Source organism: Mycobacterium dioxanotrophicus, from assembly GCF_002157835.1.
In the GTDB taxonomy this organism is placed as follows: domain Bacteria; phylum Actinomycetota; class Actinomycetes; order Mycobacteriales; family Mycobacteriaceae; genus Mycobacterium; species Mycobacterium dioxanotrophicus.
The window spans coordinates 1,847,460-1,874,446 of the sequence record NZ_CP020809.1 but is presented as its reverse complement, the minus strand read 5'-3'; the positions used below and the strand labels follow the sequence as shown (position 1 = coordinate 1,874,446).

At 66.7% G+C, this 26,987-nt stretch carries 21 protein-coding genes; 9 read left to right on the top strand and 12 right to left on the bottom strand.

Features of this window, described 5'->3' with window-relative positions; translation table 11 throughout:
* Positions 1 to 13: 13 nt before the first annotated feature.
* On the top strand, positions 14 to 499 hold the full coding sequence (locus BTO20_RS09020; protein ID WP_087081840.1) for an Rv2253 family sensor-like surface protein: 486 nt from the start codon (positions 14 to 16) through the stop codon (positions 497 to 499).
* Between the two features lie 117 nt (positions 500 to 616).
* Here BTO20_RS09020 and BTO20_RS09015 read toward each other — a convergent pair whose 3' ends face one another.
* Together BTO20_RS09015 and pruA are read right to left on the bottom strand one after the other, a co-directional pair.
* Positions 617 to 1,600, bottom strand: a complete 984-nt coding sequence (locus tag BTO20_RS09015; protein WP_087075150.1) for a proline dehydrogenase family protein — start codon at positions 1,598 to 1,600, stop codon at positions 617 to 619.
* Position 1,601: 1 nt separating this feature from the next.
* Positions 1,602 to 3,239, bottom strand: coding sequence for an L-glutamate gamma-semialdehyde dehydrogenase (pruA, locus tag BTO20_RS09010; RefSeq protein WP_087075148.1), 1,638 nt, complete (start codon positions 3,237 to 3,239; stop codon positions 1,602 to 1,604).
* Positions 3,240 to 3,323: 84 nt separating this feature from the next.
* Between pruA and BTO20_RS09005 the strand changes: the two genes are divergently transcribed.
* The gene (locus tag BTO20_RS09005; RefSeq protein ID WP_087075146.1) at positions 3,324 to 4,904 is read left to right on the top strand and encodes a PucR family transcriptional regulator; all 1,581 of its coding nucleotides are present in this window, start codon (positions 3,324 to 3,326) and stop codon (positions 4,902 to 4,904) included.
* A 15-nt stretch (positions 4,905 to 4,919) separates the two neighbouring features.
* Here BTO20_RS09005 and BTO20_RS09000 read toward each other — a convergent pair whose 3' ends face one another.
* Complete coding sequence (locus BTO20_RS09000) at positions 4,920 to 6,116, bottom strand: acyl-CoA dehydrogenase family protein (RefSeq protein WP_087075144.1); 1,197 nt, start codon at positions 6,114 to 6,116, stop codon at positions 4,920 to 4,922.
* 110 nt (positions 6,117 to 6,226) lie between these two features.
* Here BTO20_RS09000 and BTO20_RS08995 point away from each other — a divergent pair, with 110 nt between their 5' ends.
* Positions 6,227 to 7,771 carry a PucR family transcriptional regulator gene (locus BTO20_RS08995; protein ID WP_087075142.1) on the top strand — a complete coding sequence of 515 codons (1,545 nt, stop codon included), beginning with the start codon at positions 6,227 to 6,229 and terminating at the stop codon, positions 7,769 to 7,771.
* Positions 7,772 to 7,779: 8 nt separating this feature from the next.
* Here BTO20_RS08995 and BTO20_RS08990 read toward each other — a convergent pair whose 3' ends face one another.
* The 5 genes from BTO20_RS08990 to BTO20_RS08965 all read right to left on the bottom strand — a co-directional run bounded on the left by BTO20_RS08990 (position 7,780) and on the right by BTO20_RS08965 (position 15,260).
* A complete protein-coding gene (locus tag BTO20_RS08990) occupies positions 7,780 to 8,889 on the bottom strand; it encodes a CaiB/BaiF CoA transferase family protein (RefSeq protein ID WP_087075140.1) in 1,110 nt (369 codons plus the stop codon).
* On the bottom strand, positions 8,886 to 10,334 hold the full coding sequence (locus BTO20_RS08985) for an aldehyde dehydrogenase family protein (protein WP_087075138.1): 1,449 nt from the start codon (positions 10,332 to 10,334) through the stop codon (positions 8,886 to 8,888). The genes BTO20_RS08990 and BTO20_RS08985 overlap by 4 nt, the downstream gene beginning before the upstream one ends.
* Positions 10,335 to 10,358: 24 nt before the next feature.
* A complete protein-coding gene (gene gabT, locus BTO20_RS08980) occupies positions 10,359 to 11,711 on the bottom strand; it encodes a 4-aminobutyrate--2-oxoglutarate transaminase (protein WP_087075136.1) in 1,353 nt (450 codons plus the stop codon).
* 349 nt (positions 11,712 to 12,060) lie between these two features.
* Positions 12,061 to 13,611 (bottom strand): biotin carboxylase, encoded by a 1,551-nt coding sequence (locus BTO20_RS08975; RefSeq protein ID WP_087075134.1) that lies wholly within the window; start codon positions 13,609 to 13,611, stop codon positions 12,061 to 12,063.
* A gap of 410 nt (positions 13,612 to 14,021) precedes the next feature.
* The gene (locus tag BTO20_RS08965; protein WP_157680172.1) at positions 14,022 to 15,260 is read right to left on the bottom strand and encodes a serine hydrolase domain-containing protein; all 1,239 of its coding nucleotides are present in this window, start codon (positions 15,258 to 15,260) and stop codon (positions 14,022 to 14,024) included.
* A gap of 60 nt (positions 15,261 to 15,320) precedes the next feature.
* On the opposite strand from BTO20_RS08965, the gene BTO20_RS08960 reads away from it, so the two are divergent.
* From BTO20_RS08960 to BTO20_RS08950, 3 genes are all read left to right on the top strand, one after another.
* Positions 15,321 to 16,511, top strand: a complete 1,191-nt coding sequence (locus tag BTO20_RS08960) for a serine hydrolase domain-containing protein (RefSeq protein ID WP_198344305.1) — start codon at positions 15,321 to 15,323, stop codon at positions 16,509 to 16,511.
* Positions 16,512 to 16,619: 108 nt separating this feature from the next.
* Complete coding sequence (locus BTO20_RS08955; RefSeq protein WP_087075128.1) at positions 16,620 to 18,560, top strand: primary-amine oxidase; 1,941 nt, start codon at positions 16,620 to 16,622, stop codon at positions 18,558 to 18,560.
* Between the two features lie 14 nt (positions 18,561 to 18,574).
* Positions 18,575 to 20,020, top strand: coding sequence for a gamma-aminobutyraldehyde dehydrogenase (locus BTO20_RS08950; protein ID WP_087081836.1), 1,446 nt, complete (start codon positions 18,575 to 18,577; stop codon positions 20,018 to 20,020).
* Positions 20,021 to 20,113: 93 nt separating this feature from the next.
* On the opposite strand, the gene dapC is transcribed toward BTO20_RS08950, so the two are convergent.
* Entirely contained in the window at positions 20,114 to 21,214 is a 1,101-nt protein-coding gene (gene dapC / locus BTO20_RS08945; protein WP_087075126.1) for a succinyldiaminopimelate transaminase, read from the bottom strand.
* A 26-nt stretch (positions 21,215 to 21,240) separates the two neighbouring features.
* Positions 21,241 to 21,564, bottom strand: coding sequence for a ferredoxin (fdxA, locus tag BTO20_RS08940; protein WP_083170889.1), 324 nt, complete (start codon positions 21,562 to 21,564; stop codon positions 21,241 to 21,243).
* A 250-nt stretch (positions 21,565 to 21,814) separates the two neighbouring features.
* Here fdxA (BTO20_RS08940) and BTO20_RS08935 point away from each other — a divergent pair, with 250 nt between their 5' ends.
* Positions 21,815 to 22,372 (top strand): PadR family transcriptional regulator, encoded by a 558-nt coding sequence (locus BTO20_RS08935; protein ID WP_087075124.1) that lies wholly within the window; start codon positions 21,815 to 21,817, stop codon positions 22,370 to 22,372.
* Between the two features lie 26 nt (positions 22,373 to 22,398).
* Positions 22,399 to 24,414 (top strand): NADPH-dependent 2,4-dienoyl-CoA reductase, encoded by a 2,016-nt coding sequence (locus tag BTO20_RS41075; protein WP_198344483.1) that lies wholly within the window; start codon positions 22,399 to 22,401, stop codon positions 24,412 to 24,414.
* A 3-nt stretch (positions 24,415 to 24,417) separates the two neighbouring features.
* Here the strand turns inward: BTO20_RS41075 and BTO20_RS08925 are convergent, their stop codons facing one another.
* Positions 24,418 to 24,879: a group III truncated hemoglobin gene (locus BTO20_RS08925; protein ID WP_087075120.1), complete on the bottom strand. Its 462-nt coding sequence runs from the start codon at positions 24,877 to 24,879 to the stop codon at positions 24,418 to 24,420.
* Entirely contained in the window at positions 24,876 to 25,223 is a 348-nt protein-coding gene (fdxA, locus tag BTO20_RS08920) for a ferredoxin (protein WP_087075118.1), read from the bottom strand. Before fdxA (BTO20_RS08920) ends, BTO20_RS08925 begins: the two co-directional genes overlap by 4 nt.
* A 51-nt stretch (positions 25,224 to 25,274) precedes the next feature.
* Between fdxA (BTO20_RS08920) and ctaD the strand changes: the two genes are divergently transcribed.
* A complete protein-coding gene (ctaD, locus tag BTO20_RS08915; protein WP_087075116.1) occupies positions 25,275 to 26,987 on the top strand; it encodes an aa3-type cytochrome oxidase subunit I in 1,713 nt (570 codons plus the stop codon).

Below are 26,987 nucleotides of genomic sequence, written 5' to 3'. Positions count from 1 at the left end.
CGTGTACGCCACGATGAGGCGACCAGTCGCGCTCGGCTTGTTGATCGTCGCAGCCCTGACCGCGGCGCCGACTGCGGATGCCGCCAATCAGGCGTGGAATGGCCGATACTCGCTGGTCCGGTACGCGGCCCAGAAGACGGGCACCAGTCTGGCTGCCAGGCAATCGGAGCCGACCTTCAGCGACGTGTACACGTTCTCCACCGATTGTTCGTCTGGCACCTGTATTTCCACGGTGATCGACGGCCCCACCCCGAAGAACCCCACACTGCCGTTGCCTCCCCGCTACACCTGGGACGGCGCCCGCTGGGTGCACATCTACGACTGGCAGTGGGATTGCTATATGGGAGAAGGGGTTCCGAAAGTATGGGCGCCGGCCAGGTCGTGGGCGTATTACGCGCCGCAGGTCGACGGAACCCTGCGGGGCACCTGGCTCACCCAGATCGTCGGCGGCCCGTGCGGCGGCACCGTGCAGATGGACGTGGCGGCATTCCCGGCCTGAACCGCGCCCGCGCCTCCGCACTCTGACAGCAGCCGAGCGTGCGTGACGTGCCGCCCTTCCCCGGCGTGGCGGGCAACAGACACGCACGCTCGCGGTGCGAGGTAAGAGGCCGATGAGCTACCGACGCTCGGCCAGCGCGCGCAGGAAGAACCCGAAGTTGGCGGGGCGTTCGGCGAGCCTGCGCACGAAGTAGCCGTACCATTCGTTGCCGAACGGGACGTACACCCGCACGTGGTTGCCGGCGTCGGCCAGCCTGCGCTGCTCGGCGTCGCGAATGCCGTACAGCATCTGGTACTCGAAACCGTCCACGTCCCGGCCGAATTCGCGGGCCAGGCCAGGTATGGCTGCGATGATCTCCGGATCGTGTGAGGCCACCATCGGGTACCCGGATCCGGCCATGAGGATCCGCAGGCAGTTCAGGTAAGCGCGGGTGACGTCTGCGGCGTCGCGGTAGGCCACCGCGGCGGGCTCGTCATAGGCGCCCTTGCACAACCGGATTCGGGCACCGGCCTCCGCGAACTCGCGACAGTCGCCCTCGGTCCGGTGCAGGTAGGCCTGCAAAACCGTGCCCAGCCAATCGAATTCGGTACGCAGATCACGCACGATCGACAGGGTGGAATCGGTGGTGGTGTGGTCCTCGGCGTCGACGGTCACCCAGGCGCCGACGTCGCGGGCCTTGGCGCAGATCGTGTGTGCGTTCTCCAACGCGATCTTCTCGCCGTCGCGGGGCAGTGCCTGCCCCAGCGCGGAGAGCTTGAGCGACACCTCCAGCGGCCGCACCGGCGCTGCGGCCTCGTCACGCTCACCGAGCAGGTCGAGCAGCGCCAAGTAGGCCTTGACGGTCTGATCGGCGTCCTCGATACGGGTGGTGTCCTCGCCGAGGTAGTCGATGGTGACCATCCGGCCCGAAGCACGCAGCGCGGCAACGGCATCCACGGCGTCGGGAATCGTGTCGCCTGCGACGAACCGGTCCACGACACTGCGGGTCACCGGAAGTCGCTCGGCGGTCCGCCGCAGCCGCGCAGAGCGCGCAGCGGCCAGGATCGCCGGCCGTGCAGCCCGCTGGAACGCGGACTCCAGGGCACCTCGCGTACTCGCCATGTCAGGCCTCCATGTGAGGGTAGGTGTGGTTGGTGGGCGGCACGAAGGTCTCCTTGATGGAGCGAGCCGAGCTCCAGGGAAGGAGGTTCAGAGCAGAGCCCGCCTTGTCGTTGGTGCCCGACGCCCTGGCGCCACCGAACGGCTGCTGGCCGACCACGGCGCCGGTGGGCTTGTCGTTGATGTAGAAGTTGCCCGCGGCGTTGCGCAGCCGGTCCTGCGCGGTGACCACTGCGCCGCGATCGTCGGCGATCACAGCGCCGGTCAACGCGTACCGTGATCCGGTGTCGACGACGCCGAGGATCCGCTCGTAGTCGTTGTCCGGGTAGACATGCACCGACAGGATCGGACCGAAGTACTCGGTGGAGAACGACTCGTCGGTCGGGTCGTCGGACAGCAGCACGGTGGGACGCACGAAATAGCCTTCGCTGTCGTCGTATTCACCGCCGGCGGCGACGGTCACCCCGGCGGCGCTCTTGGCGCGTTCGATGGCCTTGACGTTCTTGGCGAAGGACCGGCTGTCGATGACCGCACCGCCGTAGTTGCTCAAATCGGTGACGTCGCCGTAGGTCAGGGCTTCGGTGGCCGACAGGAAGTCGTCGCCCATCTGGTGCCACACCGACCGCGGGATGAACGCCCGCGACGCGGCGGAGCACTTCTGGCCCTGGAAGTCGAAGGCGCCGCGGATCAACGCCGTGCGCAGCACATCCGGGCGTGCCGAGGTGTGGGCGACGACGAAGTCCTTGCCGCCGGTCTCGCCGACCAGCCGCGGATAGGTGTGGTAGCGGTCGATGTTGGTGCCGACCTCACGCCACAGGTGCTGGAACGTGGCCGTCGAGCCGGTGAAGTGGATGCCGGCCAGCCGCGGATCGGCAAGGGCCACATCGGAAACCGCGATGCCGTCGCCGTTGACCAGGTTGATCACGCCGGGCGGCAGGCCCGCGGCCTCCAGCAACTGCATCGTCAGGTAGGCGGCGAAGGCCTGGGTGGGCGACGGCTTCCACACCACGGTGTTGCCCATCAGGGCAGGCGCGGTCGGCAGGTTGCCTGCGATCGCGGTGAAGTTGAAGGGCGTGATGGCGTAGACGAAGCCTTCGAGCGGCCGGTGGTCGGTGCGGTTCCACACCCCGGGGCCGCTGATCGGCTGCTCGGCGAGGATCTGACGGGCGAACTCGACGTTGAAGCGCCAGAAGTCGATCAGCTCGCAGGGCGCGTCGATCTCGGCCTGGTAAGCGGTCTTGGACTGCCCCAGCATGGTCGCGGCGGCGATCTTTTCCCGCCACGGGCCGGACAGCAGGTCGGCGGCGCGCAGGAAGACCGCGGCGCGCTCGTCGAACGGCAGCGCCGCCCAGTCGTTCTTGGCGGCCAGAGCGGCGTCGATCGCCGCGGTGGCGTCCTCATGCTCGGCGTTGGTGAAGGTGCCGAGGCGGGACGCGTGGCGGTGCGGCTGCACCACGTCGATGCGCTCGCCATTGCCCATGCGGTGGGCGCCGCCGATGACGTGCGGCAGGTCGATCGGAGCGTCGGCGAGCCCGGAGAACTCGGCGAGCGCGGCGGTCAGCCGGGTGCGTTCACCCGAGCCGGGGGCATAGTCGTGGACCGGTTCGTTGGCTGGCAGCGGCACATTGGTGATGGCATCCATAGGCTTAAGAATCCCCGACGTGACGCACGCAACTCTTGTCCGATCCGACAACACTTTGGTCGCCGACCAGTACGATCGGACAACATGGCGACAACCGGTGTCAGCCTCGGCCAACTTTTGCTGGCCCTGGACGCCACGCTGGTCCAGCTGGTGCAGGCGCCGCGCGGGCTCGATCTGCCGGTGGCCTCGGCGGCGCTGATCGATTCCGACGACGTGCGGCTGGGCCTGGCCCCGTCGGCCGGGTCGGCCGACGTGTTCTTCCTGCTCGGGATTCCCGATGCCGACGCCCGTAACTGGGTGGATCAGCAGATCGCCCGCCGCCCACCGACCGCGATCTTCATCAAGGAGCCGTCGGCCGCGGTGGTGGCACGCGCCACCTCGGCAGGCACCGCCGTGGTGGCCGTCGACCCACGCGCCCGGTGGGAAAGGCTGTACCGGCTGGTCAACCACGTCTTCGAGCATCACGGCGACCGCGAGTCAGAGGACTCCGGCACGGACCTGTTCAGCCTCGCGCAGTCGATCGCCGACCGTACCCACGGGATGGTCAGCATCGAAGACGCCCAGTCCCACGTGCTGGCCTACTCGGCGTCCAACGACGAGGCCGATGACCTGCGCCGGCTGTCGATCCTGGGCCGGGCCGGGCCGTCGGAGCACCTGGCCTGGATCGCACAGTGGGGCATCTTCGACGCGATTCGTGCGAAACCGGACGTCGTACATGTCGCCGAGCGGCCCGAGCTCGGGTTGCAGCCGCGCTCGGCCATCGGGATCTTCCAGCCGTCGCCCGACGAGCGCCGCGCCCCCGCCTTCGCCGGGACCATCTGGGTGCAGCAGGGCAGCCGACCGCTGGCCGACGACGCCGACGACGTACTGCGCGGCGCGGCGGTCCTGGCCGCCCGCATCATGACCCGGCTGGCTGCGACCCCGTCGACGCACATGGTGCGCATCCAGGAACTGCTGGGGCTGCGCCCCGGTGACGGCCCACCCGACATCGACCTCATCGCTCGCGAGCTCGGTATCGCGGTCGACGGGCGGGCCGCCCTGATCGGATTCGACGGCAGCATCCCGGGATCGCGACTCTCTGACATTCTGTCGTTGAGCGCCAGCGCTTTTCGCCAGGACGCTCAAGTGGCGTCGGCGCGTACCCGCGTCTACGTGCTGTTCCCGAGCACCGGAAAACCCGCCGCGGTCACCTCCTGGATCCGCGGCACGGTGGCGGCACTGCGCGCCGAACTCGGCCTGGAACTGCACGCTGTCATCGCTTCGCCCGTCAACGGGCTGGCCGGCGCCGCGGCCGCGCGCCTCGAGGTGGACCGGGTGCTCGACAGCGCCGAGCGCCACCCGGGAGCCCTAGGGCAGGTGACGTCGCTGGCCGAGGCCCGCACGACGGTGCTGTTGGACGAGATCGTCACGGCCATCGCCGCCGACGAGCGGCTGATCGACCCGCGCGTGCGGGCGTTGCGGGACAACGATCCAGTCCTCGCCGACACGCTGCGGGCCTATCTCGACAGCTTCGGTGACGTCGCGACCGCGGCGCAGTGGCTGCACGTGCATCCCAACACGGTGCGCTACCGGGTGCGCCGCATCGAACAGCTGCTGGCCACCGCGCTCACCGATCCCGATGTGCGGCTGCTGCTTTCGCTCAGCCTGCGAGCCACGCAACCATGACGCAGGCGTGAACGGTCAGCGGAACGCCGACTGCCCCGTCAGCGCACGGCCGATGGAGAGCATGTGCATCTCGCTGGTGCCCTCGTAGGTGAGCACCGACTCCAGGTTGTTGGCGTGGCGCAGCGGCGAGTACTCCAGCGTGATGCCACTGGCGCCCATGATGGTGCGGGATTCGCGCGCGATGGCCAGCGCCTCCCGGACGTTGTTGAGCTTGCCGAGGCTGATCTGGTCTGGCGTCACCCCGGAGGTGTCCTTGAGCCGTCCCAGCTGCAGCGCGAGGAGCATGCCCTTGCCGAGCTCCAGGGTCATGTCGGCCAGCTTCTCCTGGGTCAACTGGTAGCTGGAGAGCGGCCGGTCGAAAACCTCACGCGCACCGGCGTAATCGATGGCGGCCTCGAGGCTGTCGCGGGCCGCGCCCAGCGCGCCGAACACGATGCCGAAGCGGGCCTCGTTCAGGCAGGACAGCGGGCCACGCAGGCCGACGGCCTCGGGCAACTGGGCCGACGCAGGCAGCCGGACGTTGTCGAGCACCAGCTCCGAGGTGACCGACGCTCGCAGCGAGAGCTTCTTGTGGATGACGTTCGCGCTGAAGCCGGGCGTGTCCGTGGGCACGACGAAGCCACGGATGCCTTCGTCGGTCTGCGCCCACACAGTGGCCACGTCGGCGAGGTTGCCGTTGGTGATCCACATCTTGGTGCCGGACAGGATCCAGTCGGAGCCGTCGCGGCGCGCGGTGGTCCGCATGCCGCCGGGATTGGAGCCGAAGTCGGCCTCGGTCAGGCCGAAGCAACCGATCGCGTCGCCGGAGGCCAGCCGCGGCAGCCACTCCTGCTTCTGCTCCTCGGAGCCCCACCGGTGGATCGAGAACATCGACAGTGAGCCCTGCACCGAGACGAAGCTGCGCAGGCCGCTGTCGCCGGCCTCGAGCTCCATGCACGCCAGGCCGTAGCTCACGGCGTTGGTGCCGGCGCAGCCGTAGCCCTGCAGGTGCATGCCGAGCAGACCGAGGTCGCCGAATTCCTTGGCGAGTTCACGGCCGGGCAGTTCGCCCTTCTCGAACCATTCGGCGAGGTTCGGACGCAGCCGGGTGTCGACGAACCGGCGCACAGTGGCGGCGATGTCGCGTTCGTCGTCATCGAGCAGGTTGTCGATGCCGAACATCTCCAGCGGCCGCAGGTTCGTGGACGCAGCCGGGGTGGTCGTCGTGGTCATGACTCAAACTCTACGAGCCGAAACTCGAGGCGAGATATGTCAGTAATGTCTAGCCCGGTCGGATAGGGTCGACATTTCGTACAGTCGCAGCGCGGAGAGGGAACCCCACGATGGCGATGACGGTACGTCGGCTGATCGGTGTCAACGATCTGGCGTTGTCGCTGGTCGCCGGGCGCGACGGGATCGACCGCGTGATCACCTGGGCGCACGCCATCGAGCTCACCGATCCCAGCCCGTGGCTCTCCGGTGGCGAGCTGGTGATGACGACGGGTCTGCACCTGCCCGAATCGGACGACGACCAACGCGACTATGTGCGGCGCATCGTCGAGTCCGGCAGTGCTGCACTGGCATTCGATACCGGCGTGCGCTTCCAGAGGGTGCCCGACGCGGTGTGCGCGGCCGCCGACGAGTACGGCATCCCAGTGCTGGCGGTGTCCCCCAGCACGCCGTTCATCGCGATCTCCCGAGCCGTCATCGACGAGATCACCGCCGATCAGGTTCGGCTGGTGCAGAAGGTCGTGCAGGGTCAGGAAAATTTGGCGCGGGTGACCATGCGGGGCGGCATCCCCGCGCTCGTGGATACCCTCGCGTCCGCGCTCGATTGCGCGGTGTGCGTAATGGACCGCTCCCGCGTGGTGCTGGCCGAAGCCGGGGTCGACACCGCCGGGGTCGTCGAACGCGTGCAGGAGCAACTGGACAAGGACCAGAAGCGACGCCGCGGTGTGAGCCGCGTGGTGGTCGACGACCGGGGCAGCCTGACCATCCAGCAGATTCCCGGGGCCGACGAGAAGCAGGGTTATCTGGCAGTGTCCTCGGCCAATCCGCTCGATGCCGGCGAGCGGCTGCTGGTCGGCCACGCGCTGGCGCTGTTGTCCATCGAACTCGCGAAGCCGGCGCGGGTCATCGATGCCGAACAGCGCCTGCGCACCGGTGTCACACAGGCGCTGCTGGACAGCACACTCGACGTGGATCCGGCATTGCTGCGCTATTTCGGCTTCGCGCCCGATGACTCGGTGGTCGTCGCGGTATTCACCGATATCGGCCCCGCCCTGCCGGCCGAACATCAATTGGCGGCCGCACTGGATCCTCAGCCGTATCTGATGGCCGGTGTCCGCAACGGCGACGGGCTGGCCGTGGTCGTCCATGCCGATGGCGCCGGCACCGAACTCGACCGCGTCTACAACAGGGCCCGCACCGGCCTGCGCCGCGCCATCAACGGCGGCCTCGGCGAACCGGCCCCGATCACCAACGCCGGACTCAGCCTGCAGCAAGCGCTTTCAGCCGTGCGGGTGGCAGAGGCCAACGGGCACCGGCTGGTCGGGTTCGACGAACTGGGTACGTTCAGCCTCTTGCTCAGCACGCAGCCGGACACCGTGCTGCGCTCGATCGCCAACCGCTGGCTGGGCGCACTGCAGGACTACGACGCCGAGACCGGCGCCAAATTGGTGGAGTCCCTTGAGTCTTTCCTGCACCACAATGGTCACTGGGAGGCCGCAGCGGCCGAACTGGGCGTGCACCGCCACACCCTGCGGGGCCGCATGGTCCGGGTGGCCGAACTGACCGGCCGCGACCTGGATTCCGCGCACACCCGCTCGGAGATGTGGATCGCGCTCAAGGCCAGAGAACTGCTGGCTCAGGAGCTGCCGAAACGCTGAGGGTCGCCCTAACCGCCCAATTTCGGTGGCGCACTGCGGTATTGCGGGGGCGTGACCGACATGCGGATCGGGTTGGCCACTTGCGGCACCGACGTGCCGGGCACGTCGACGACGGCGCCGAGCTCGAGACGCTTGGCCAAATCGAAGGCTTGCGCGATGTCGTTGATCGGCCCGACCGGAACCCCGGCCTCGTTCAGCACGGCGAACCATTCGTCGGAGCCGCGGGTGACGAGGCGTTCGGTCAACACGGCGACCAGCGCATCGCGGTTGCGGACCCGGGACGTGTTGTCGGCGTATTCCTCTGAATCGGCCAGCGATTCACAGCCCAGGGCCACGCACAGCGCGCGGAATTGCTTGTCGTTGCCGACGGCCAGCACCAGGGGCCGGTCTGCGGTCGAAAACACCTGATACGGAGTGATGCTGGGATGCCGGTTGCCCATGATTCCGGGGACCGCTCCCGCGCCGAGGTAGCCCGACGCCTGGTTGACCAGCGACGACAGCAGCGTCGAAAGCAGGTTGGTCTCCACCTTTTGTCCATGCCCGGTGGCAGTGCGGTGGTGCAGCGCGGCGAGGATACCTGTGGCAGCGTGCAATCCGGCCAGCACGTCGACCAACGCGACACCGACCTTCGTGGGTTCACCAGGATGCGGCCCGGTGACGCTCATCAGGCCGCCGACGGCCTGCACCAGCAGGTCGTAGCCGGGCAGGTCGGCCCCTTGACCGGAACCGAAACCCGTGATGGAGCAATAGATCAGGCCGGGCTGCTGCTCGGCGAGGTCGTCGTAGCCCAACCCCAGACGTTCCATGGTGCCGGTGCGGAAGTTCTCGACGACGACATCCGCTCGGCGCACGATCTCCCGCGCCTGCTCGACGCCTTCCGGGGTCTGCAGGTCCAGCACCACCGAGCGCTTGTTGCGGTTGACCGAGTTGAAGTACGTCGCCTGCCCGTCCGCGTCGAACGGCGGTCCCCAGCTTCGGGTGTCGTCACCCGAACCGGGCCGTTCGATCTTGATCACTTCGGCGCCGAGGTCAGCCAGCATCATCGTCGCGTAGGGCCCCGCCAGCACGCGGCTGAAGTCGGCGACGACGACGCCGTCCAGCGCACCAGGGCTGCTCACGGCCGTCCCCCGCGCAGATACACCGTGGTGGTGTGAGTGAAGAACTCCCGGGCCGCCTCGCCCTGCTCCTTCGGGCCGTAGCCGCTGCGCTTGGCACCCCCGAACGGAACGTGCGGGTCGGCGCCTGCCGACTCCGAATTGACGTGCAGCACACCGACATCGAGGTCGTCGACGGCAGCGAGCGCGCGACTCAGGTCGGTGGTGAACACCGCAGCCGAGAGGCCATAGTCACCACTGTTGGCCAGCTCGAAGGCCTGTTCGGTGGTGGACGCCCGCAGCACCGACAGCACCGGGCCGAACAGCTCCTCCGACCACAGGGGCGCCTGCACCGACGGTAACTGCAAGACCGTCGGAGTGACGAAGTAGCCGTCACCAGAACCGGATTGGTGATCCTCGGCTGACGCGACCACGCGGGCGCCGTCGGAGACGGCATCGGCGGTGCGCTGCTTGATGTAGCGGCAGGCGGATTCGTTGACCACCGGGCCCACGGCGACCGACGCCTGCATCGGATCGCCGACCTCAAGGCCCTTCACCCGGATGGCCAGCTCGGTCAGGAACTCGTCGGCCACCGCGTCGGCGACGATGAGACGTGATGTGGCCGTACACTTCTGGCCGGATGAGCGGAAGGCGCCCAGCATCACCTGCTCGGCGGCGAGGTCCAGATCGGCGTCCTCCAGTACCACCGCGGCGTTCTTTCCGCCCATCTCAGCCTGCACCGGAACCCCTCGCGCGGCCGCAGCGGCGGCGATGCCCCGCCCCACTGCGGTCGATCCGGTGAAGCTGATGGCATCCACACCCGGGTGCTCGGCCAGCGCCGACGCCACCGCACCGCCTGCGATCACCAGGTTGAGCACGCCGGGCGGCAGGCCGGCCTCGACCAGCGCCTCGGTCAACCGCATCGCCAGGACGGGCACCACGCTGGCCGGTTTGAACACCACGGTGTTGCCGTACACCAGGGCCGGCGCGATCTTCCATGTCGGGATCGCGATCGGGAAGTTGAACGGCGTGACGATGGCGACTACACCGATCGGCTTGCGCGTCACCAGGATCTGCTCGCCAGCCCGCGGCGACGAGTACACCGCGCCGGCCTCGCGGTCGGCGGCGCCGCCGTAGTAGCGCAGGATTTGCGCGGCCCGACGCACCTCGCCGATGCCTTCTGCGAGGGTCTTGCCCTCCTCGCGCGTCAGTTCGGCGCCCCACGCTTCGGCGGACCGGTCGACCAGGTCGGCCGCGCGGGACAGCACGGCCGCGCGGGCGTGCATGGGTTCGCGCGCCCATCGCGCCGCGGCCTCACGCGCCGCGCGCACAGCCCGGTCCAGCTGGTCGTGGTCGGCCAAAGTGCCGGTGGCCACCGTCTGCTCGGGGAAGGCCGGATTGTTGTCGACCAATTGCGCAGCGGCACCGCCGGTCCATGCCCCGTCGATGTGGTTGAGCAGCTCTATCACGTCGGTAGTCCTTTCAGATCCGGATCAGATCCGGGCCACTGCGTCGCGGATCACGCCGAGCCCCTCGCGCAGCAATTCGTCCGGGATGGTCAGTGGCGGAAGGAATCTCAGCACATTGCCGAATGTGCCTGCGCTCAACGTCAGTACACCGTTGTCCTGCGCGTAGCGCACGATCTCGGCCACCGCGTCGCGATTGGGCGTCAAGGCATCACCCGTGACGAATTCGGCGGCGATCATCGCTCCGCGGCCGCGGACGTCACCGATGACGTTGGTTCCGGCGGCGATGTCGGCCAGCTCGGCCTGCAGAATGTCGCCGATCCGGCGGGCCCGGGTCAGCAGGTCTTCGGACTCGATGGTCTCGAAGACTCCCAGTGCCGCCTCGCACGCGACGGGGTTGCCGCTGTAGGTTCCGCCGATGCCTCCGGCATGCGCGGCGTCCATCACCTCGGCACGGCCGGTCACCGCGGCCAGCGGCAGTCCGCCGCCGAGACCCTTCGCCGTCGTGATGAGGTCGGGAACGATGCCTTCGTGTTCGCTGGCGAACCAGTGGCCGGTGCGGGCGATGCCGGTCTGCACTTCGTCGGCGATCAGCAGGATGCCCCGCTCGGCGCAGAATTCGGCGACCTGACGCAGGAATCCCGCTGCGGGAACGATGAATCCGCCCTCGCCCTGGATGGGCTCGACCACCACTGCGGCAACGGAACCGGCGCCGATCTGGGTGTCGACCACGAGCCGGAACTCTTCGAAGGCCTCGGCGGCCGCGTTGTCCGGCCCGCTCGGCCACCGGTACGGGTAGGCCATCGGCACCCGGTACACCTCAGGCGCAAACGGCCCAAAGTTGTTCTTGTACGGCATGTTCTTGGCCGTCATGGTCATGGTGAGCAGGCTGCGACCGTGGAAGGCATGGTCGAACACCACAACGGCGGGGCGGCCGGTGGCCACGCGCGCGTACTTGACCGCGTTCTCGACCGCCTCGGCGCCGGTGTTGAACAAGGCGCTGCGCTTCTGGTGGTCCCCGGGAGTCAGCCGGTTCAGGGTCTCGCACACCTCCAGGTAGCTCTCGTAGCCGTTGACGAGGAAGCAAGTGTGAGTGAATCGCTCGAGCTGCGCGGCCGCGCGCTCCACGACCCGCGGCGCGCTGTTGCCGACGGTCGTGACGGCGATACCGCTACCGAGGTCGATGAACGAGTTGCCGTCCACATCAACCAAGACGCCATCGGCGGCCCGTTCGGCGTAGACGGCCGACGAGCTGGTGAGCCCGGCGGGCAGTGCAGCGGCACGGCGGTCGGCCAGTTCGACCGAGCGAGGGCCGGGGATCGCGGTGACGACCCGGCGCACGCTGCTCGGGCGGTCTTGGCGAGTGTCGACGACAGTCATGTCCCTGACTTTAGGCAGGAACAGTGCATCACTGGATGTACAAAATGGAGGGCATCCATGTTCATCCACGACGATTTGTACAGAAACTAAATGGGCGACGGTGGTGGTTGGGGTTGAAGGGTGGGCACCACCACCAATCGGCGCGTTCGCCGGTCGGCCCTGGGTACCGACATTCACGTCAGGGACAAAAGCTCCGCGGAATTTGTCCCTGTGGTCAGTCTCGGTGATCGCGAACGCTGACTCGACACCGAAAGCCGCGCTGGCCCACCACCATCTCCCGCACCGAACGCGGGCTCCAACGTGACGACGGCTTCGCCGCGAACTCTCCGATCGCTCGGATCGGCAGCGCTTACTTCACATAGGCGACGGGATGGACCGCGGGAGGATCGGGCAGTGGCTCGGATTGGTAAGCGTCGCGGATGCCCTCGATGTAGTGCAGGCACCGCGGCGTCAGTCCTTCGGCGGTCTGCATCCGGCCTTTCGTCACCAGGATCCCCAGATCGGCGCCCTTGAACCGGTAATCGCCTTCGCCGTAAACCCTGAGGAAGAAGGCTTCGTCCTCGCCGGTGATGTCATGCCAGTCATTGACCACCTGAGCGAAGGTCAACACACCGTCGTCGTCGAGGTGCCAGGTCCCGGTCTTCGGTGCGGCCAGAATCCGCTCCACGGTCTTGTTCGGTTCCTTCATGATCAGCTGCGACCACACGTCGACCGCCGCGAGATCCCGCCACCGGTCGTTGATCTCCTCGACGTTGATGGTGTAGTCCACGTCCATGAATTCGAGAAGGTGGAACAGGAACAGCGGTACGTCGGCGTAGGCACCGGCAGTCACGTTGGTCATCGACGAGGCGCCCGAGATGCGCGGGTTGATCTCACCCAGGTACACCTCGTCGGTGTCGAGGTCGATGAGCACATCGATCTCGAGGAAGCCGCGGTAACCCTCCTTGGCCAACCGGTCCCCCATCTTGCGGACATGGCTGATCGCGGTGGCGCGCTGCTCATCCGAAAGCGCTTCAGGGAACAGGTCATTGCCGCACCACCCACCCTTATAGGGCGTCAGTTCTGGATATCCGGTGAGGTCGGTCATGAACGGTCCGACGATGGTGCCGTGCTTGGTGATGCAGGCCTCCACCGCGGCGGCCTTGTTGTTGATGCGCTTCATCACCTTGAGTTCCTGGCCGACCATGTCCGCGGCGTCTTTGTCCCAGTCCGCCTTCGACTTGATGAAGAACGTGGTCTTGCCGGAGTCGCCGTAAGGCGTCTGCACCACCAGGTCCGAGCCCAGTCGCTGTTTGCCCGCAAGGCGTCGCAGTTGCGTGTAGTTGTTCGCCTTACCGAGCACGTTGGGCACCGACGGCGCACCGGCCTCATTACCCAGCTCGGTGGTGACGATCTTCGAGTCCAGCCGCCGCCGCAGCGAATCCGGCGGCAGGATCAGCTTGTAACCGAGCTCTTCGCAGATCTGCTCGGTCTCCTCGTCGAAGAAGACCATCGCGACCATCGGCGTGCCGCCGCGCCGCTTCAGATAGGCCCGCACCTCGGGGTCACGCAGCAGATAGTTGTTGATGTGTTCGCTGGACTCGAACTCGACATAGGGCTTGTTCTTCGGCGCGAACACCCGCGGATGCGCGCCGTCCCAGGAGTCGTAGTAGGTGATGTATTGGAAGTTGCGCACCCAGCGGTCGATGCCGAGCAGATTGAAGGCCGTCGGGCCGACGAAGTAGATCGGCTGGGTGTTGGTGCGGAAGAAGGTACGGATCTCGGAGATTCCGTTGAGGGTCTTGCCGCCGAGCGGACCCTTGCGGGCGGTCGCCTTGGTCGCTTTCTTGGCGGCTGTCGCTTTGGCGGTCCTGCGTACCGGTGCCTTCTTGGCGGCGGGGGCTTTCTTGGCCGCAGTCACCTTCTTGGCGGCGGGTGCCTTCTTGGCGGCGGGTGCCTTCTTGGCGGCGGGTGCCTTCTTGGCCGCAGTCTTTTTGGCGGCAGACTTGGCAGCGGGTTTGGTCGCGGCGCTCTTCTTGGCCGCCGCAGTAGTTGCGGTGCCCTTGTTGGCGGGCGCGGTACGAGCCGGTTCCCGCTTGGCTGCAGGCGCCTTCTTGGCGGCCGCCTTGCGCACCGCGGGTTTCGTGACCTTCTGCGCCGCAGGCGCTTTCGCAGCTTTACGCGCCGCGGGCGCTTTGGCGGCCTTGCTCGCCGTAGAAACCCGTTTCGCCATTGCAACCTCCCGCATCGCCAGCCGGCTTCGATTCACATGTGACGGACGCTCAGACTAAGACGAACTCGGCGCTGTGGGCGGACATTCGACAGAACCGTTCAAGACTGGTCGGGATTGCCGGCGCCCGAATGCCGCGTCATACCCGAGACGATGCCGGGCAGACGGTGTTTGTCTCCCATGCGCTGGCGGCCGCTCAACGCCCCTCCGACCGCATCGAACGCCCGCAGAGTGTCCTGCATGAAGCGGGGTTCCTGGGCCTGCGGCCACGTCGAGAACTTCACGCAGACAGTCCGGGTGCGTCGGCTGACGTGAATCATCTGCCCGTGAATTCCCAAGCAAAGCAACACATCTCCAAATAGACCCGGGCGGAACCACAACTGATTGCGATACCAGCCGCCCGGCATCGACACCTCGTTCGGCGACTCGATGAACACCGACCGGGCATCGGCGTCGACGGCCCAGGCCGCGCGCAGCCAGCGCGGCCCGATCACGGTGCGCACCCCGTCGTCGCCGTCGTCGGGAACCACACCGCCGTCCAGAAGCAGTTGACCGAAGCGCGCCAGATCCCGCGCTGTAGCACACAGCCCACCATCGTGGATCGCGGTACCGACTGTGTCGCACAGTATCTCGGCATCGAACTCGGCACCCATCGGTTCCCAGATCAGCGTCGAGATCAACTCGGCCATCGGCGTGCCCGATACCCGCTCACACACCCAGCCCAATACATCGGATTCCGCTGAGCGGTACAGAAATCGTTGTCCGTGCGGCGCCTCGGCCGACAACCCGACCAGATATTCGTAAAGCCCGCGCGTTCCCAACCAATCGCTGAGTAGCCGAACCTCGGACTGCGGGTCGGTGTAGTCCTCGCGGAACAGCACACCGCTGCGCATGTCGAGAATGTCGCGCACCGTCGCACCGGCGTAGCCACTGCCCGCCAGTTCACCGACGATGTCGGTGACGGGCAGGCCGACGTCGAGCAGTCCGCGGTCCACCAGAACGCCGGCCACCGCGCCGACGACGGACTTGGTGATCGACATCGTCGCGTGAGGACGGTCAGCGGCCCCCTCCGCGCCGTACCATTCGGTGACCAGACCACCGTCCTGCAGCACCACGTAAGCGTCCGTGTAGGTGTCCGCCAGCACGTCGGCGACCGTGGCCTCTTCGCCGTCGGACCGAATGACATTGACTTCCAACGGATCAAGGGCCTCGACGGCGGGTAACGCGCGGACCGGGCCGGTGCCGCGAGGTATCGGCTGCGTCGGCAAGATATCTTCGATATGCCAGTACGCCCACCGGTTGAACGGCGGTTGCTGCCAGTTGTCGGCGTTAACCTCCACAGGCCGATCGTAGGCGAGAGCACGCATGATTCCTCCGATCCGGCAGTACCATCTCCTGCCATGCACGACCAGGCCGAGCCCATGACAGGGTTCCCACCGGCGTCCGAAGATCAGGTCACCATCGCCAACTGGCAGGAACCGCAGTATCTGCGGTGGGCGTTCCAGCACCTGCGTGAACTGTTGCCGACGCACCGCATCCCTGCCGGCGGGCACTGCTCTTCGCTGCCGAAACACGATGCACCACTGGGCGACCCGACGGTCATCTGGCCCGACGGCGGGGAGGTCACCGCATCGGAGGTGTTCGCCGCGACCCACACCGACGGACTGCTGGTGCTGCGCGACGGACACATCGTCGCCGAGCAGTATCTCGGCGCGATGACCGAATCGAGCAGGCATCTGTTGATGTCGGTGTCCAAGTCGCTCGTCGGATGCGTCGCCGGCATCCTGGTCGAACGCGGCACCCTCGACCCGGACGCCCCGGTCACCGAATACGTACCCGAGGTCGCCGACTGTGGCTATGCCGGGGCGACCCTGCGCAACGTGCTCGACATGCGGACGGGCGTCGCGTTCAGTGAGGCGTACACCGCGCCCGATTCTGAGGTTCGGCAGATGGAACGTTCGGTGGGATGGGCTCCGCTACAGCCCGAGGATGTCGTCGGCGGATATGCCTACCTGCGCCAGATCGGTTCCGGTGGCCCGCACGGTGGCGAGTTCACCTACCGGTCCTGCGACACCGACATGCTCGGCTGGATGTGCGAACGCGCCGCGGGTGTGCGCATGGCCGACTTGATCTCAACGTTGATCTGGCAGCCCATGGGCGCCGAGTACGACGCCGAGGTGGTCTGCGACGCGGTGGGCGCCGCTGTACACGACGGCGGAATCTGTGCCACCTTGCGCGATCTCGGCCGGTTCGGTCAGTTGATTCTCGACGACGGAGTCGCCCGGGACGGCCGGCGGGTCATCCCGGCCCGCTGGCTCGCCGAGACCTTCGATCCCACACCGGATGTGCGCGAAGCGTTCGCACTCACCGACAACGAGCCGATGCTGCCCGGCGGCTGGTACCGCAACCAGTTCTGGTTCTACCGCAGGGCGTCCGGACCGGTGCTGCTGTGCCTGGGCATTCATGGCCAGCTGGTGTACGTCGATCGGGCCTCGCGCACCGTCGTGGTCAAGATGTCGTCGTGGCCGGCAGCGCAGGACGCGACGTACCTCGCCGCGACGCTGCGCGCCTGCGCCGCCCTGGCCGTTTAGACGGAACGTCTATCGCCGCACGCCTGACTGGCCAATTCGGCAGCTGTGCAAACATCGCACCCCTCGCATACTGATCCAGATCGTGAACTTAATCACATCGGAGGGTCGATGACTGACACCGTCGTTCGGACGTTTCACCCACTTGATCCGCTGGGCCCGGAGGAATTTCGGCAGGTTGCTGCCATCGTGCGGCGTGACCGTGGTGTGGACGACCGGTGGCGGTTCGCGTCCATCGAGCTCGTCGAACCCGACAAACAACAGCTCACCGCGTACGACACGACGGGTACGGCACCCGAGCGCCGCGCTCTCGTGGTGTGCTTCCACCGCGACTCCAACAGCACCTACAAGGCCACCGTCTCGCTCACCGACGATGCGGTTCTGAGCTGGACGCATCTACCGGGTGTGCAGGCCAACTTCACGGTCGACGAATGGGACGAGTGCGACCGGGCGATGCGCACCCACCCCGACGTGATCGCCGCGTTGGCCCGGCGCGGTGTCACCGACATGGACATGGTGTTCATGGACGTCTGGACCTACGGCGACATCCTGATCCCGGAGCGCTACAAGGGCAGGCGGCTCGGCTGGACCGACACCTGGCTGCGATCCCCCGGCGGCGCCAACATCTACGCGCACCACCTACGTGGATTCCACTGCGTCGTCGACATGAACACGATGGAGCTGCTGGAGATCGAAGAAGGCGAGCCGATCGACATCCCGGAGGTGATGGCCGAGTACAAGCCCGCCAACATCCCTGCGCAACTGCGCGAGTCCAGCACTCGCCCACCGTTGAAACCCCTGGACATCACCCAGCCCGAAGGCCCGTCGTTCACCCTAGCCGGCAACCTGCTGCAATGGCAGAACTGGTCGCTGCGAGTCGGTTTCAACTACCGCGAGGGCATGACGCTGCACACCGTGAGCTACAACGACCACGGCCGGGTGCGACCCATCGCGCATCGAATGTCGCTGGCCGAGATGGCGGTGCCCTACCGCGACCACTGCCCGGACCACTACCGGCGCACCGCCTTCGACATCGGGGAGTGGGGCATCGGGTTCATGACCACCTCGCTGGAGCTGGGCTGCGACTGCCTCGGTGAGATCCGCTATCTCGACGCGGTGTTGCACGACACCAAGGGCGAGCCGTATCCGATCCGCAACGCGATCTGCATCCACGAGGAAGACAACGCGGTGCTGTGGAAGCACGTGGAGCACGGCGGCAGCGCCGACGTGCGCCGCATGCGCAGGCTCACGGTGTCCAGCCACATGACTGTCGCCAACTACGAATATCTCGTGTACTGGCGGTTCTACCAGGACGGCAACATCGAATGTGAGATCCGCGCAACGGGTTTGATGGTCACCACGCATCTACGCGACGGTGAGGAGCACCCGCACGGCACACTGGTGGACAACAACACCTACGCGCCGTTCCACCAGCACTTCATCACCGCCCGTCTGGACCTCGACGTGGACGGAGCCGACAACACCGTCTACGCCACCGAAACCGAGATCGAACCGATAGGTCCGGACAACCCGTACGGATTGTCCTTGCGGCAGAAGAACACTGCGCTGCGCACCGAGTCCGAGGGCAAGCAGGACTACAACTGGGACACCCAGCGGGCCTGGAAGGTGGTCAACGAGAACACCACCAACGGCTTGGGTACCCACCCGTCCTACAAGCTGGTGCCCGGCGCCGCCTTCCCCGCGATGTTCGACCCCGCCTCTCCCATCTTCCGGCGCGCCGAGGCCATCGCCCATACGCTCTGGGTCACGCCAAACAGCCCCGACGAGCGCTGGCCGTCAGGCGAATTCGTCAACCAGAGCGGCCCGGGACTCGGACTGCCGGAATGGACTGCGGCCAACCGGCCGATCGACAACACCGACGTCGTGCTCTGGTACACCTTCGGCATCCACCACATCCCGCGGCCGGAGGAATGGCCGATCATGCCGGTGGACGCCGTCTCCTTCTGGCTCAAACCCGCCGGCTTCTTCGACCGTAATCCGGCTCTCGATGTCGAGCCGACCCCACCATCCGCCTGTCACCACCCTCACTGATCGGAGTCATGTTCATGTCGGACAAAAAAGTCATCCACAACGTCATCAACGGAGAAATCCAGACCGCCTCGGACGGTCAGATGATGGACATCGTCAACCCGTCCACCGGCGAGGTGTTCGCCTCGGCGCCGAATTCGTCTGCGGTTGACGTGGATCTGGCGTTCCAGGCGGCCGGTAAGGCGTTCGAGACCTGGCGCTGGTCCACTCCCAGTGAGCGACAGCGGGCGCTGCTCAAGCTCGCCGACGTCATCGAGGAGAACGCCGACGAGCTCATCGCCATCGAGTGCGAGAACACCGGTAAGCCGGTCTCGCTGACCGCGTCGGAGGAGATTCCGCCGATGCTCGATCAGATCCGGTTCTTCGCCGGCGCCGCCAGGGTGCTGGAGGGCCGGTCGCAGGGCGAGTACATGCGCGGTCACACGTCGTCCATCCGACGCGAACCGGTCGGGCCGGTGGCCCAGGTCGCGCCGTGGAACTACCCGATGATGATGTCGGTGTGGAAGTTCGCGCCGGCGCTGGCCGCCGGGTGCACCGTGGTGCTCAAGCCGTCGGACACCACTCCGGCGTCGTCGTACTGGATGGTCGAGAAGATGCAGGAGATCTTCCCGCCCGGGGTGTGCAACCTGGTCTGCGGCGACCGGGACACCGGTGCCGCGCTGACCGCACACCCGGTGCCCCAGCTGGTGTCGATCACCGGGTCGACCCGCGCCGGTGTCGCGGTGGCCACGAGCGCCGCGCAGGACCTCAAGCGGGCCCATCTCGAGCTCGGCGGCAAGGCTCCCGTGGTGGTGTTCAACGACGCCGACATCGCCGCTGTCGTCGAGGGCGTCACAGCCGCAGGCTATTTCAACGCCGGCCAGGACTGCACCGCCGCCACCCGGATGATCGTGCAAGAAGGCATCTACGACGAGCTGCTGGCAGCCATGACCGAATCGGTCGCCGCCACCAAGACCGGCTACGACCCCAACGACGAGGACATCCTGTTCGGCCCGATCAACAATCCCAACCAGCTGGCCCACGTCTCGGGCCTGGTCTCACGGGCGCCCGAGCATGCCCGGGTGCTGGCCGGCGGCAAGAAGAAGGAGGGCGCCGGTTTCTTCTTCGAACCCACGCTGATCGCCGATCTGCGCCAGGACGACGAGTTGATCCAGACCGAGATCTTCGGGCCCGTCGTCACCGCGCAGAAGTTCAGCACCGAAGACGAGGCACTGGCATACGCCAACGGCACCGAATACGGGCTGGCCTCATCGGTGTGGACGCGCAATGTCGATGTCGCGGCGCGGATGTCGGCCCGACTGGACTTCGGCTGCGTGTGGATCAACACCCACATCCCGCTGGTCGCCGAGATGCCGCACGGTGGTTTCAAACACTCCGGCTACGGCAAGGACCTGTCGATGTACGGGCTCGAGGATTACACCCGCATCAAGCACGTGATGCACTACCACGGCTTCGAGGGATAGCCAGCTGCTGGGTAGGCGTCGAATGGCCAGTTGTTGCACGCTTTTCCGCAGATCGCGGGTGACAACTGGCCATTCGGCCGCAGAGAGCAGGGATCAGGCGAGGCGGGCGACGGCGGCGTCGATGCGTTCGTCGGTGGCCGTCAACGCGACCCGCACATACTGTGCACCGGCCGGGCCGTAGAACTCGCCTGGCGCGACCAGGATGCCACGTTCGGCCAACCACGCGACGGTGTCCCGGCACGGCTCGCCGCGGCTCGCCCACAGGTAGAGCCCGGCCTCAGAATGTTCGACCGTGAACCCGGCCGACCGCAGTGCCGGCAGCAGCATCGCGCGGCGACGCGCATACCGATCCCGCTGCAGGGCTTCGTGTTCGTCGTCGTCGAGGGCCGCGACCATCGCCGCCTGCACCGGCGTCGGGACGATCATGCCTGCGTGCTTGCGCACCGCCAGCAACTCGGCGACCACCGCAGGATCCCCGGCGACGAAACCCGCCCGATAGCCGGCCAGGGACGACGTCTTGGACAGCGAGTGGATAGCCAGAAGCCCGGTGTGGTCACCGTCGCTGACCGACGGGTGCAGCACGCTGACCGGGTCGGCATCCCAGCTGAGCCCGAGATAGCACTCGTCGGACGCGACGAGGACGCCGCGTTCACGTGCCCACGTCACCACCTTGCGCAGGTGGTCGACGCCCAGCACGCGGCCGGTCGGATTGCTCGGCGAGTTGAGGAAGATCAGGGCAGGCACCTGCGGGCCGAGCTGGGTCAGCGCGTCGGCCCGAACCACCTGTGCTCCGGCCAGGCGCGCGCCGACCTCATAGGTGGGGTACGCGAGCTCGGGGACCACGACCGTGTCGCCGGAACCGAGGCCCAGCAGTGTCGGAAGCCAGGCGATCAACTCTTTGGTGCCGATGACCGGAAGGACAGCGTCGGGCGCCAGCTCGGTGATGCCGTAGCGGCGCCGCAACGCAGCCGTCGCCGACGCCCGGAGCGCCGGCGTACCAGCGGTCGTCGGATACCCGGGCGAGGCACTCGCCGACGCGAGTGCCTCGCGGATCAGCGGGGCCACCGGATCCACCGGGGTCCCCACCGACAGGTCGACGATGCCGTCGGGATGCGAACGGGCGCGGGCCGTCACCTCGGCCAGGGTGTCCCAGGGGAACTCCGGCAGAGCGGCCGAGCGCGGGGTACGCGCCACGTCAGAGCGGGACGGGAACGGCAGGATCAGTCCTCACCCTGCGGCGGAAGATCCTTGATGGCCTGCGGGTCGTTGTCGGTCATGCCGACCTTGGAAGCACCGCCCGGCGAGCCCAGCTCGGTGAAGAAGTCCGCGTTGCTCTGCGTGTAGCTGGCCCACTGGTCCGGCACATCGTCTTCGTAGTAGATGGCCTCGACCGGGCAGACCGGTTCGCATGCACCGCAGTCCACGCACTCGTCGGGGTGGATGTACAGCATGCGTCCACCCTCGTAGATGCAATCGACAGGGCATTCCTCGATGCACGCCTTGTCTTTGACGTCGACGCAGGGTTCGGCAATGACGTACGTCACTGATGTGTCTCCTGTCCAGTGGGCTGCTGGTCGGGCTCGGTCAGGACTCGTGATCCCGCGCGCCAGTATGCGTTACACATTCCGGGACGCTCGTCTCAGTGTGTCCTAACTTCGCGCGCCACAGTTAAGGGTGGCTCGCGGTTACTGATACTAAACGTTGCAGATACAGCTCGACCAGTCGCCACGCCTATGCACTCCGCCCCACTGCACCTAGTTGCATAGGACCAGCGGTCCCACCTAAGCTCCGGGCATGGCCCTCCCCCACGCCATCCTGGTGTCGTTGAGCGAACAGTCCGGTTCGGGCTATGAGCTGACCCGCCGCTTCGACCGGTCGATCGGTTACTTCTGGGCGGCCTCGCACCAGCAGATCTACCGAACGTTGCGGGCCATGGAGAACGACGGCTGGGTCCATGTCACCCCCGTCGTGCAGTACGGCAGACCGGACAAGAAGGTGTACACCGTGTCCGACGCCGGGCGCGAAGAGCTGGCCCGCTGGATCGCCGAACCACTGCCGAAACCCCCGGCAGGCCGGGCCGGCTCGACCGCGGACACCCGCACGCGCGACCTGGCCGTCAAGGTCCGCGGCGCGGCCCACGGCGATCTCTGCGCGCTGCGCGAGCAGATCGAGGCGCTGCGCTCCGAGCGGGTGGCCTTGCTCGACACCTACCGCGGCTACCAGAAGCGACAGTTTCCCGATCCGTCGGCACTGCAGGGCAGTGCGCTGCACCAGTACCTGGTGTTGCGCGGCGGAATGCGTGCCGAGGAGAGCTCACTGGAGTGGCTTTCCGAAGTTCTGGACGCCCTGTAGTTCTCGAACCCTGTAGTTGCGGAAGGATCCCGATGAGCTATCCGAACCTGTTGGCACCGCTGGACCTCGGCTACACCACACTGCGCAACCGCGTGGTGATGGGCTCGATGCACACCGGCCTGGAGGACCGCGCCCGCGACACCGACCAGCTCGCCGAATATTTCGCCGAACGGGCCCGCGGCGGCGTCGGGCTGATCATCACCGGTGGCTACGCCCCCAACCGGACGGGCTGGTTGCTGCCGCTCGCGTCGCAGCTGGTGTCGTCAGCCGAGGCACGCAGGCACCGCCGCATCACCGCGGCCGTGCACGAGGCCGACGGCAAGATTCTTCTGCAGATCCTGCACGCCGGACGCTATGCTTATCACCCGCTTTCGGTCAGCGCATCGTCGATCAAGGCGCCCATCAACCCGTTTCGACCCCGGGCACTGCGCGATATCCAAGGCACCATCGACGACTTCGTCCGCTGCGCACTGCTGGCCCGCGACGCCGGCTACGACGGTGTCGAGATCATGGGCAGCGAGGGTTATCTGCTCAACCAGTTCCTGGCGCCACGCACCAACAAGCGCACCGATGCCTGGGGCGGCACCCCCGAGAAGCGGCGACGATTCCCGGTCGAAATCGTGCGGAGGGTGCGCGAGGCCGTCGGCACCGACTTCATCGCCTGCTACCGGATGTCGATGGCCGACTACGTCGAGGACGGTCAGAGCTGGGACGAGATCGTCGCGCTCGCAACCGAAATCGAGGCGGCGGGGGCGACGATGATCAACTCCGGCTTCGGCTGGCATGAAGCCCGGGTGCCGACGATCGTCACCTCGGTGCCCAATGCGGCATTCGTCGGCATCAGCAGTGCGGTCGCCGAACACGTCACCATCCCTGTGGTCGCGTCCAACCGGATCAACATGCCGCAGGCCGCCGAACAGATTCTGACTGACACTCATGTCCAGCTGATCTCGATGGCCCGACCGCTGCTGAGCGATCCCGATTGGGTGAACAAGGCGGCCGCCGACTCCGCCGACGAAATCAACACCTGCATCGCCTGCAACCAGGCCTGTCTCGACCACGCCTTCGTCCACAAGAACGTGTCGTGCCTGCTCAATCCACGGGCGGGACGGGAAACCACCCTGCTACTGAGCCCCACCCGGCGGGCCCGTTCGGTGGCCGTCGTGGGCGCAGGCCCGGCGGGCCTGGCCACCGCGGTCAGCTCGGCCCAGCGCGGCCACCGGGTCACACTCTTCGAGGCGGGCAGCGTGGTGGGCGGTCAATTCGACTTGGCCAGAAGGATTCCCGGCAAGGAAGAGTTCAATGAGACGATCCGCTACTACAGCCGCATGCTGGACAAGCACGGAGTCGAGGTGCGGCTCGGAACCCGCGTGGGCGTCGAGGAACTGACCGGATTCGACGACGTGGTACTCGCCACCGGGGTCACACCGCGGTTGCCCGACATCCCCGGCATCGACCATCCCAAGGTGCTCACCTATGCCCAGGCCATCACCGGGGCACCGGTAGGCGCATCGGTGGCCGTCATCGGTGCGGGCGGGATCGGATTCGACGTCAGCGAGTTCCTGACCACCGAGTTGTCGCCGACCCTGAATCTCAAGGAGTGGAAAGCAGAGTGGGGCGCGGCCGACCCCCAGGAAGCGCGCGGCGCGCTCACCACCCCGCTGCCTGCGCCCGCGGTGCGCGAGGTGTACCTGCTGCAACGTACCAAGGGCCCACAGGGCCGCACGTTGGGCAAGACCAGCGGCTGGGTGCACCGCGCGTCACTGAAAGCCAAAGGTGTACACCAGCTTTCCGGGGTGAACTACGAGCGCATCGATGACGAGGGTCTGCACATCAGCTTCGGACCAGACCACTCCGACGCGCGGGTACTGGCGGTCGACAGCGTGGTGATCTGCGCCGGTCAAGAATCGGTGCGCGATCTCGAAGAGGGACTGCGCCGCAACGGTATCCAGCCGCACATCATCGGCGGTGCCGCGCTCGCCGCCGAACTGGATGCCAAACGGGCCATCAAGCAAGGTACGGAACTGGCCGCGCGACTGTAGCCGTCAGGCCCGCGCTGCCAGTTCGTCCCGGACGAAGGCGTCGAGTTCCGGAGCGTCCGTTCCCGTGAGCCTTCGGTGCATCGCCCAGGCGATCCGGCGGGCCTGGGTCTTGGCCTGTTCCGCAACGGGCCCGCAATACATTTCGTCCACCGTCGCCAGCCACAGGGTCAGCCATCGGATGAAGTGTCGGTACGTCAGCGGATGGTCGCGGTGCACGAACCGGTGCACCACCAACGCACTGCCGCGGTAGCGCCCAGCCCGGAACAGCAGCGTCTCCCAGAAGTCACACATCACCGGAAGATGCGAGTCCAGCCCCTTCTCCCGAACATCGGTGAACGGGCCCGCCAACAGGTCGTCGACCAACGCGCGGCCGTAGAACCGCGCCAGCAGGGCATACACGTCGTCCCGATCGGCGAGGTCGGCGAGGTCGGCGAGGTCGGCGAGGCCACCTACCGGCACGCTCATGGCTGGTCCCGCGGCGGAAGACTCGCCACCAGAGGCGCGTCTGCGGCGACCGGTCCCAGCTTGGCGGCGCCGCCGGGCGACCCCAGGGGCACGTCACGACCGGGCAGCGTTTCGGTGAAGAAGGCCGCGTTGTCAGCCTGGTACGGCACGAGGTCCGTGGGCAGATCGTCTTCGTAGTAGATGGCCTCGACCGGGCAGACCGGTTCGCAGGCACCGCAATCGACACATTCATCGGGATGGATGTAGAGCGCCCGGGCGCCTTCGTAGATGCAGTCGACGGGGCACTCGTCCACGCAAGCTCGGTCCATCACGTCTACGCAGGGCTTGCCGATCACGTACGTCACGAGGATAGTTTATACAAGATCGAGTTGTAAAAACTAGGCAGGAGGCGAGCGATGACCCTGGCAGAGAGAATCCCGCCTTCGCTTCTGCCGCAGCGCCCGTACCCGGCACGTGTCGGCCCGCGAGGCAACCTGGTCTACAAGCTGATCACCACCACCGATCACAAGCTCATCGGGATCATGTACATGGTCGCGTGCTTCTCGTTCTTCTTCACCGGTGGCCTGATGGCCCTGCTGATGCGCACCGAGCTCGCGCAACCCGGTCTGCAGTTCCTGTCCAACGAGCAGTACAACCAGCTGTTCACCATGCACGGCACGGTGATGCTGCTGTTCTACGCGACGCCGATCGTGTTCGGCTTCGCCAACCTGGTTCTCCCATTGCAGATCGGAGCGCCCGATGTCGCGTTTCCCCGCCTGAACGCATTGTCGTTCTGGCTCTTCGCCTTTGGCGGGTTGATAACGATCTCGGGATTCATCACACCCAGTGGCGCCCCCGACTTCGGCTGGACGGCCTACACCCCGCTCAGCGATGCACTGCACTCTCCGGGCGCGGGCGCAGATCTGTGGATCCTGGGCCTGGCCGTCGGCGGCCTCGGCACCATCTTCGGGGCGGTCAACATGATCACCACCGTGGTCTGCATGCGGGCCCCCGGAATGACGATGTTCCGGATGCCCATCTTCACGTGGAACATCTTCATCACCAGCATCCTGGCGCTGCTGGTGTTCCCACTGCTGACGTCCGCACTGTTCGGCCTGGCCGCCGACCGTCACCTGGGCGCACACATCTACGACCCGGCCAACGGCGGAGTCATCTTGTGGCAGCACCTGTTCTGGTTCTTCGGCCACCCCGAGGTGTACATCGTCGCGTTGCCGTTCTTCGGCATCGTCACCGAGATCATCCCGGTGTTCAGCCGTAAGCCGGTCTTCGGCTACACCACGTTGGTCTATGCCACCGTCAGCATCGCGGCCCTGTCGATGGCGGTGTGGGCGCACCACATGTTCGCCACGGGAGCCGTTCTGCTGCCGTTCTTCTCGTTCATGTCGTACATGATCGCGGTGCCCACGGGCATCAAGTTCTTCAACTGGATCGGCACGATGTGGAAGGGCCAGTTGACCTTTGAAACACCGATGCTGTTCTCGGTGGGCTTCATGGTCACCTTTCTGCTCGGCGGGCTCTCCGGGGTGATGCTGGCCAGCCCGCCGATCGATTTCCACGTCACCGACACGTATTTTCTGGTGGCGCACTTCCATTACGTGCTGTTCGGCACCATCGTGTTCGCGACGTTCGGAGGTGTGTACTTCTGGTTCCCCAAGATGACCGGCCGGCTGCTCGACGAGCGCCTCGGCAAGCTGCACTTCTGGTTGACCCTCATCGGGTTCCACACCACATTCCTGGTGCAGCACTGGCTCGGCAACGAGGGCATGCCCCGGCGCTACGCCGACTACCTGTCCAGCGACGGATTCACCACACTCAATGTGGTGTCCACCATCGGCTCCTTCATCCTCGGGCTGTCGATGCTGCCGTTCGTCTGGAACGTCTTCAAGAGCTGGCGCTACGGCGAGCCCGTCACCGTCGACGATCCTTGGGGCTACGGCAATTCCCTCGAGTGGGCCACGTCGTGCCCGCCGCCACGACACAACTTCACCGAACTGCCCCGGATCCGTTCCGAGCGCCCGGCATTCGAGCTGCACTACCCGCACATGGTCGATCGGATGCGCGCGGAGTCGCACATCCGCCGGCATCCGCACGAAACCACACCGGCGTGA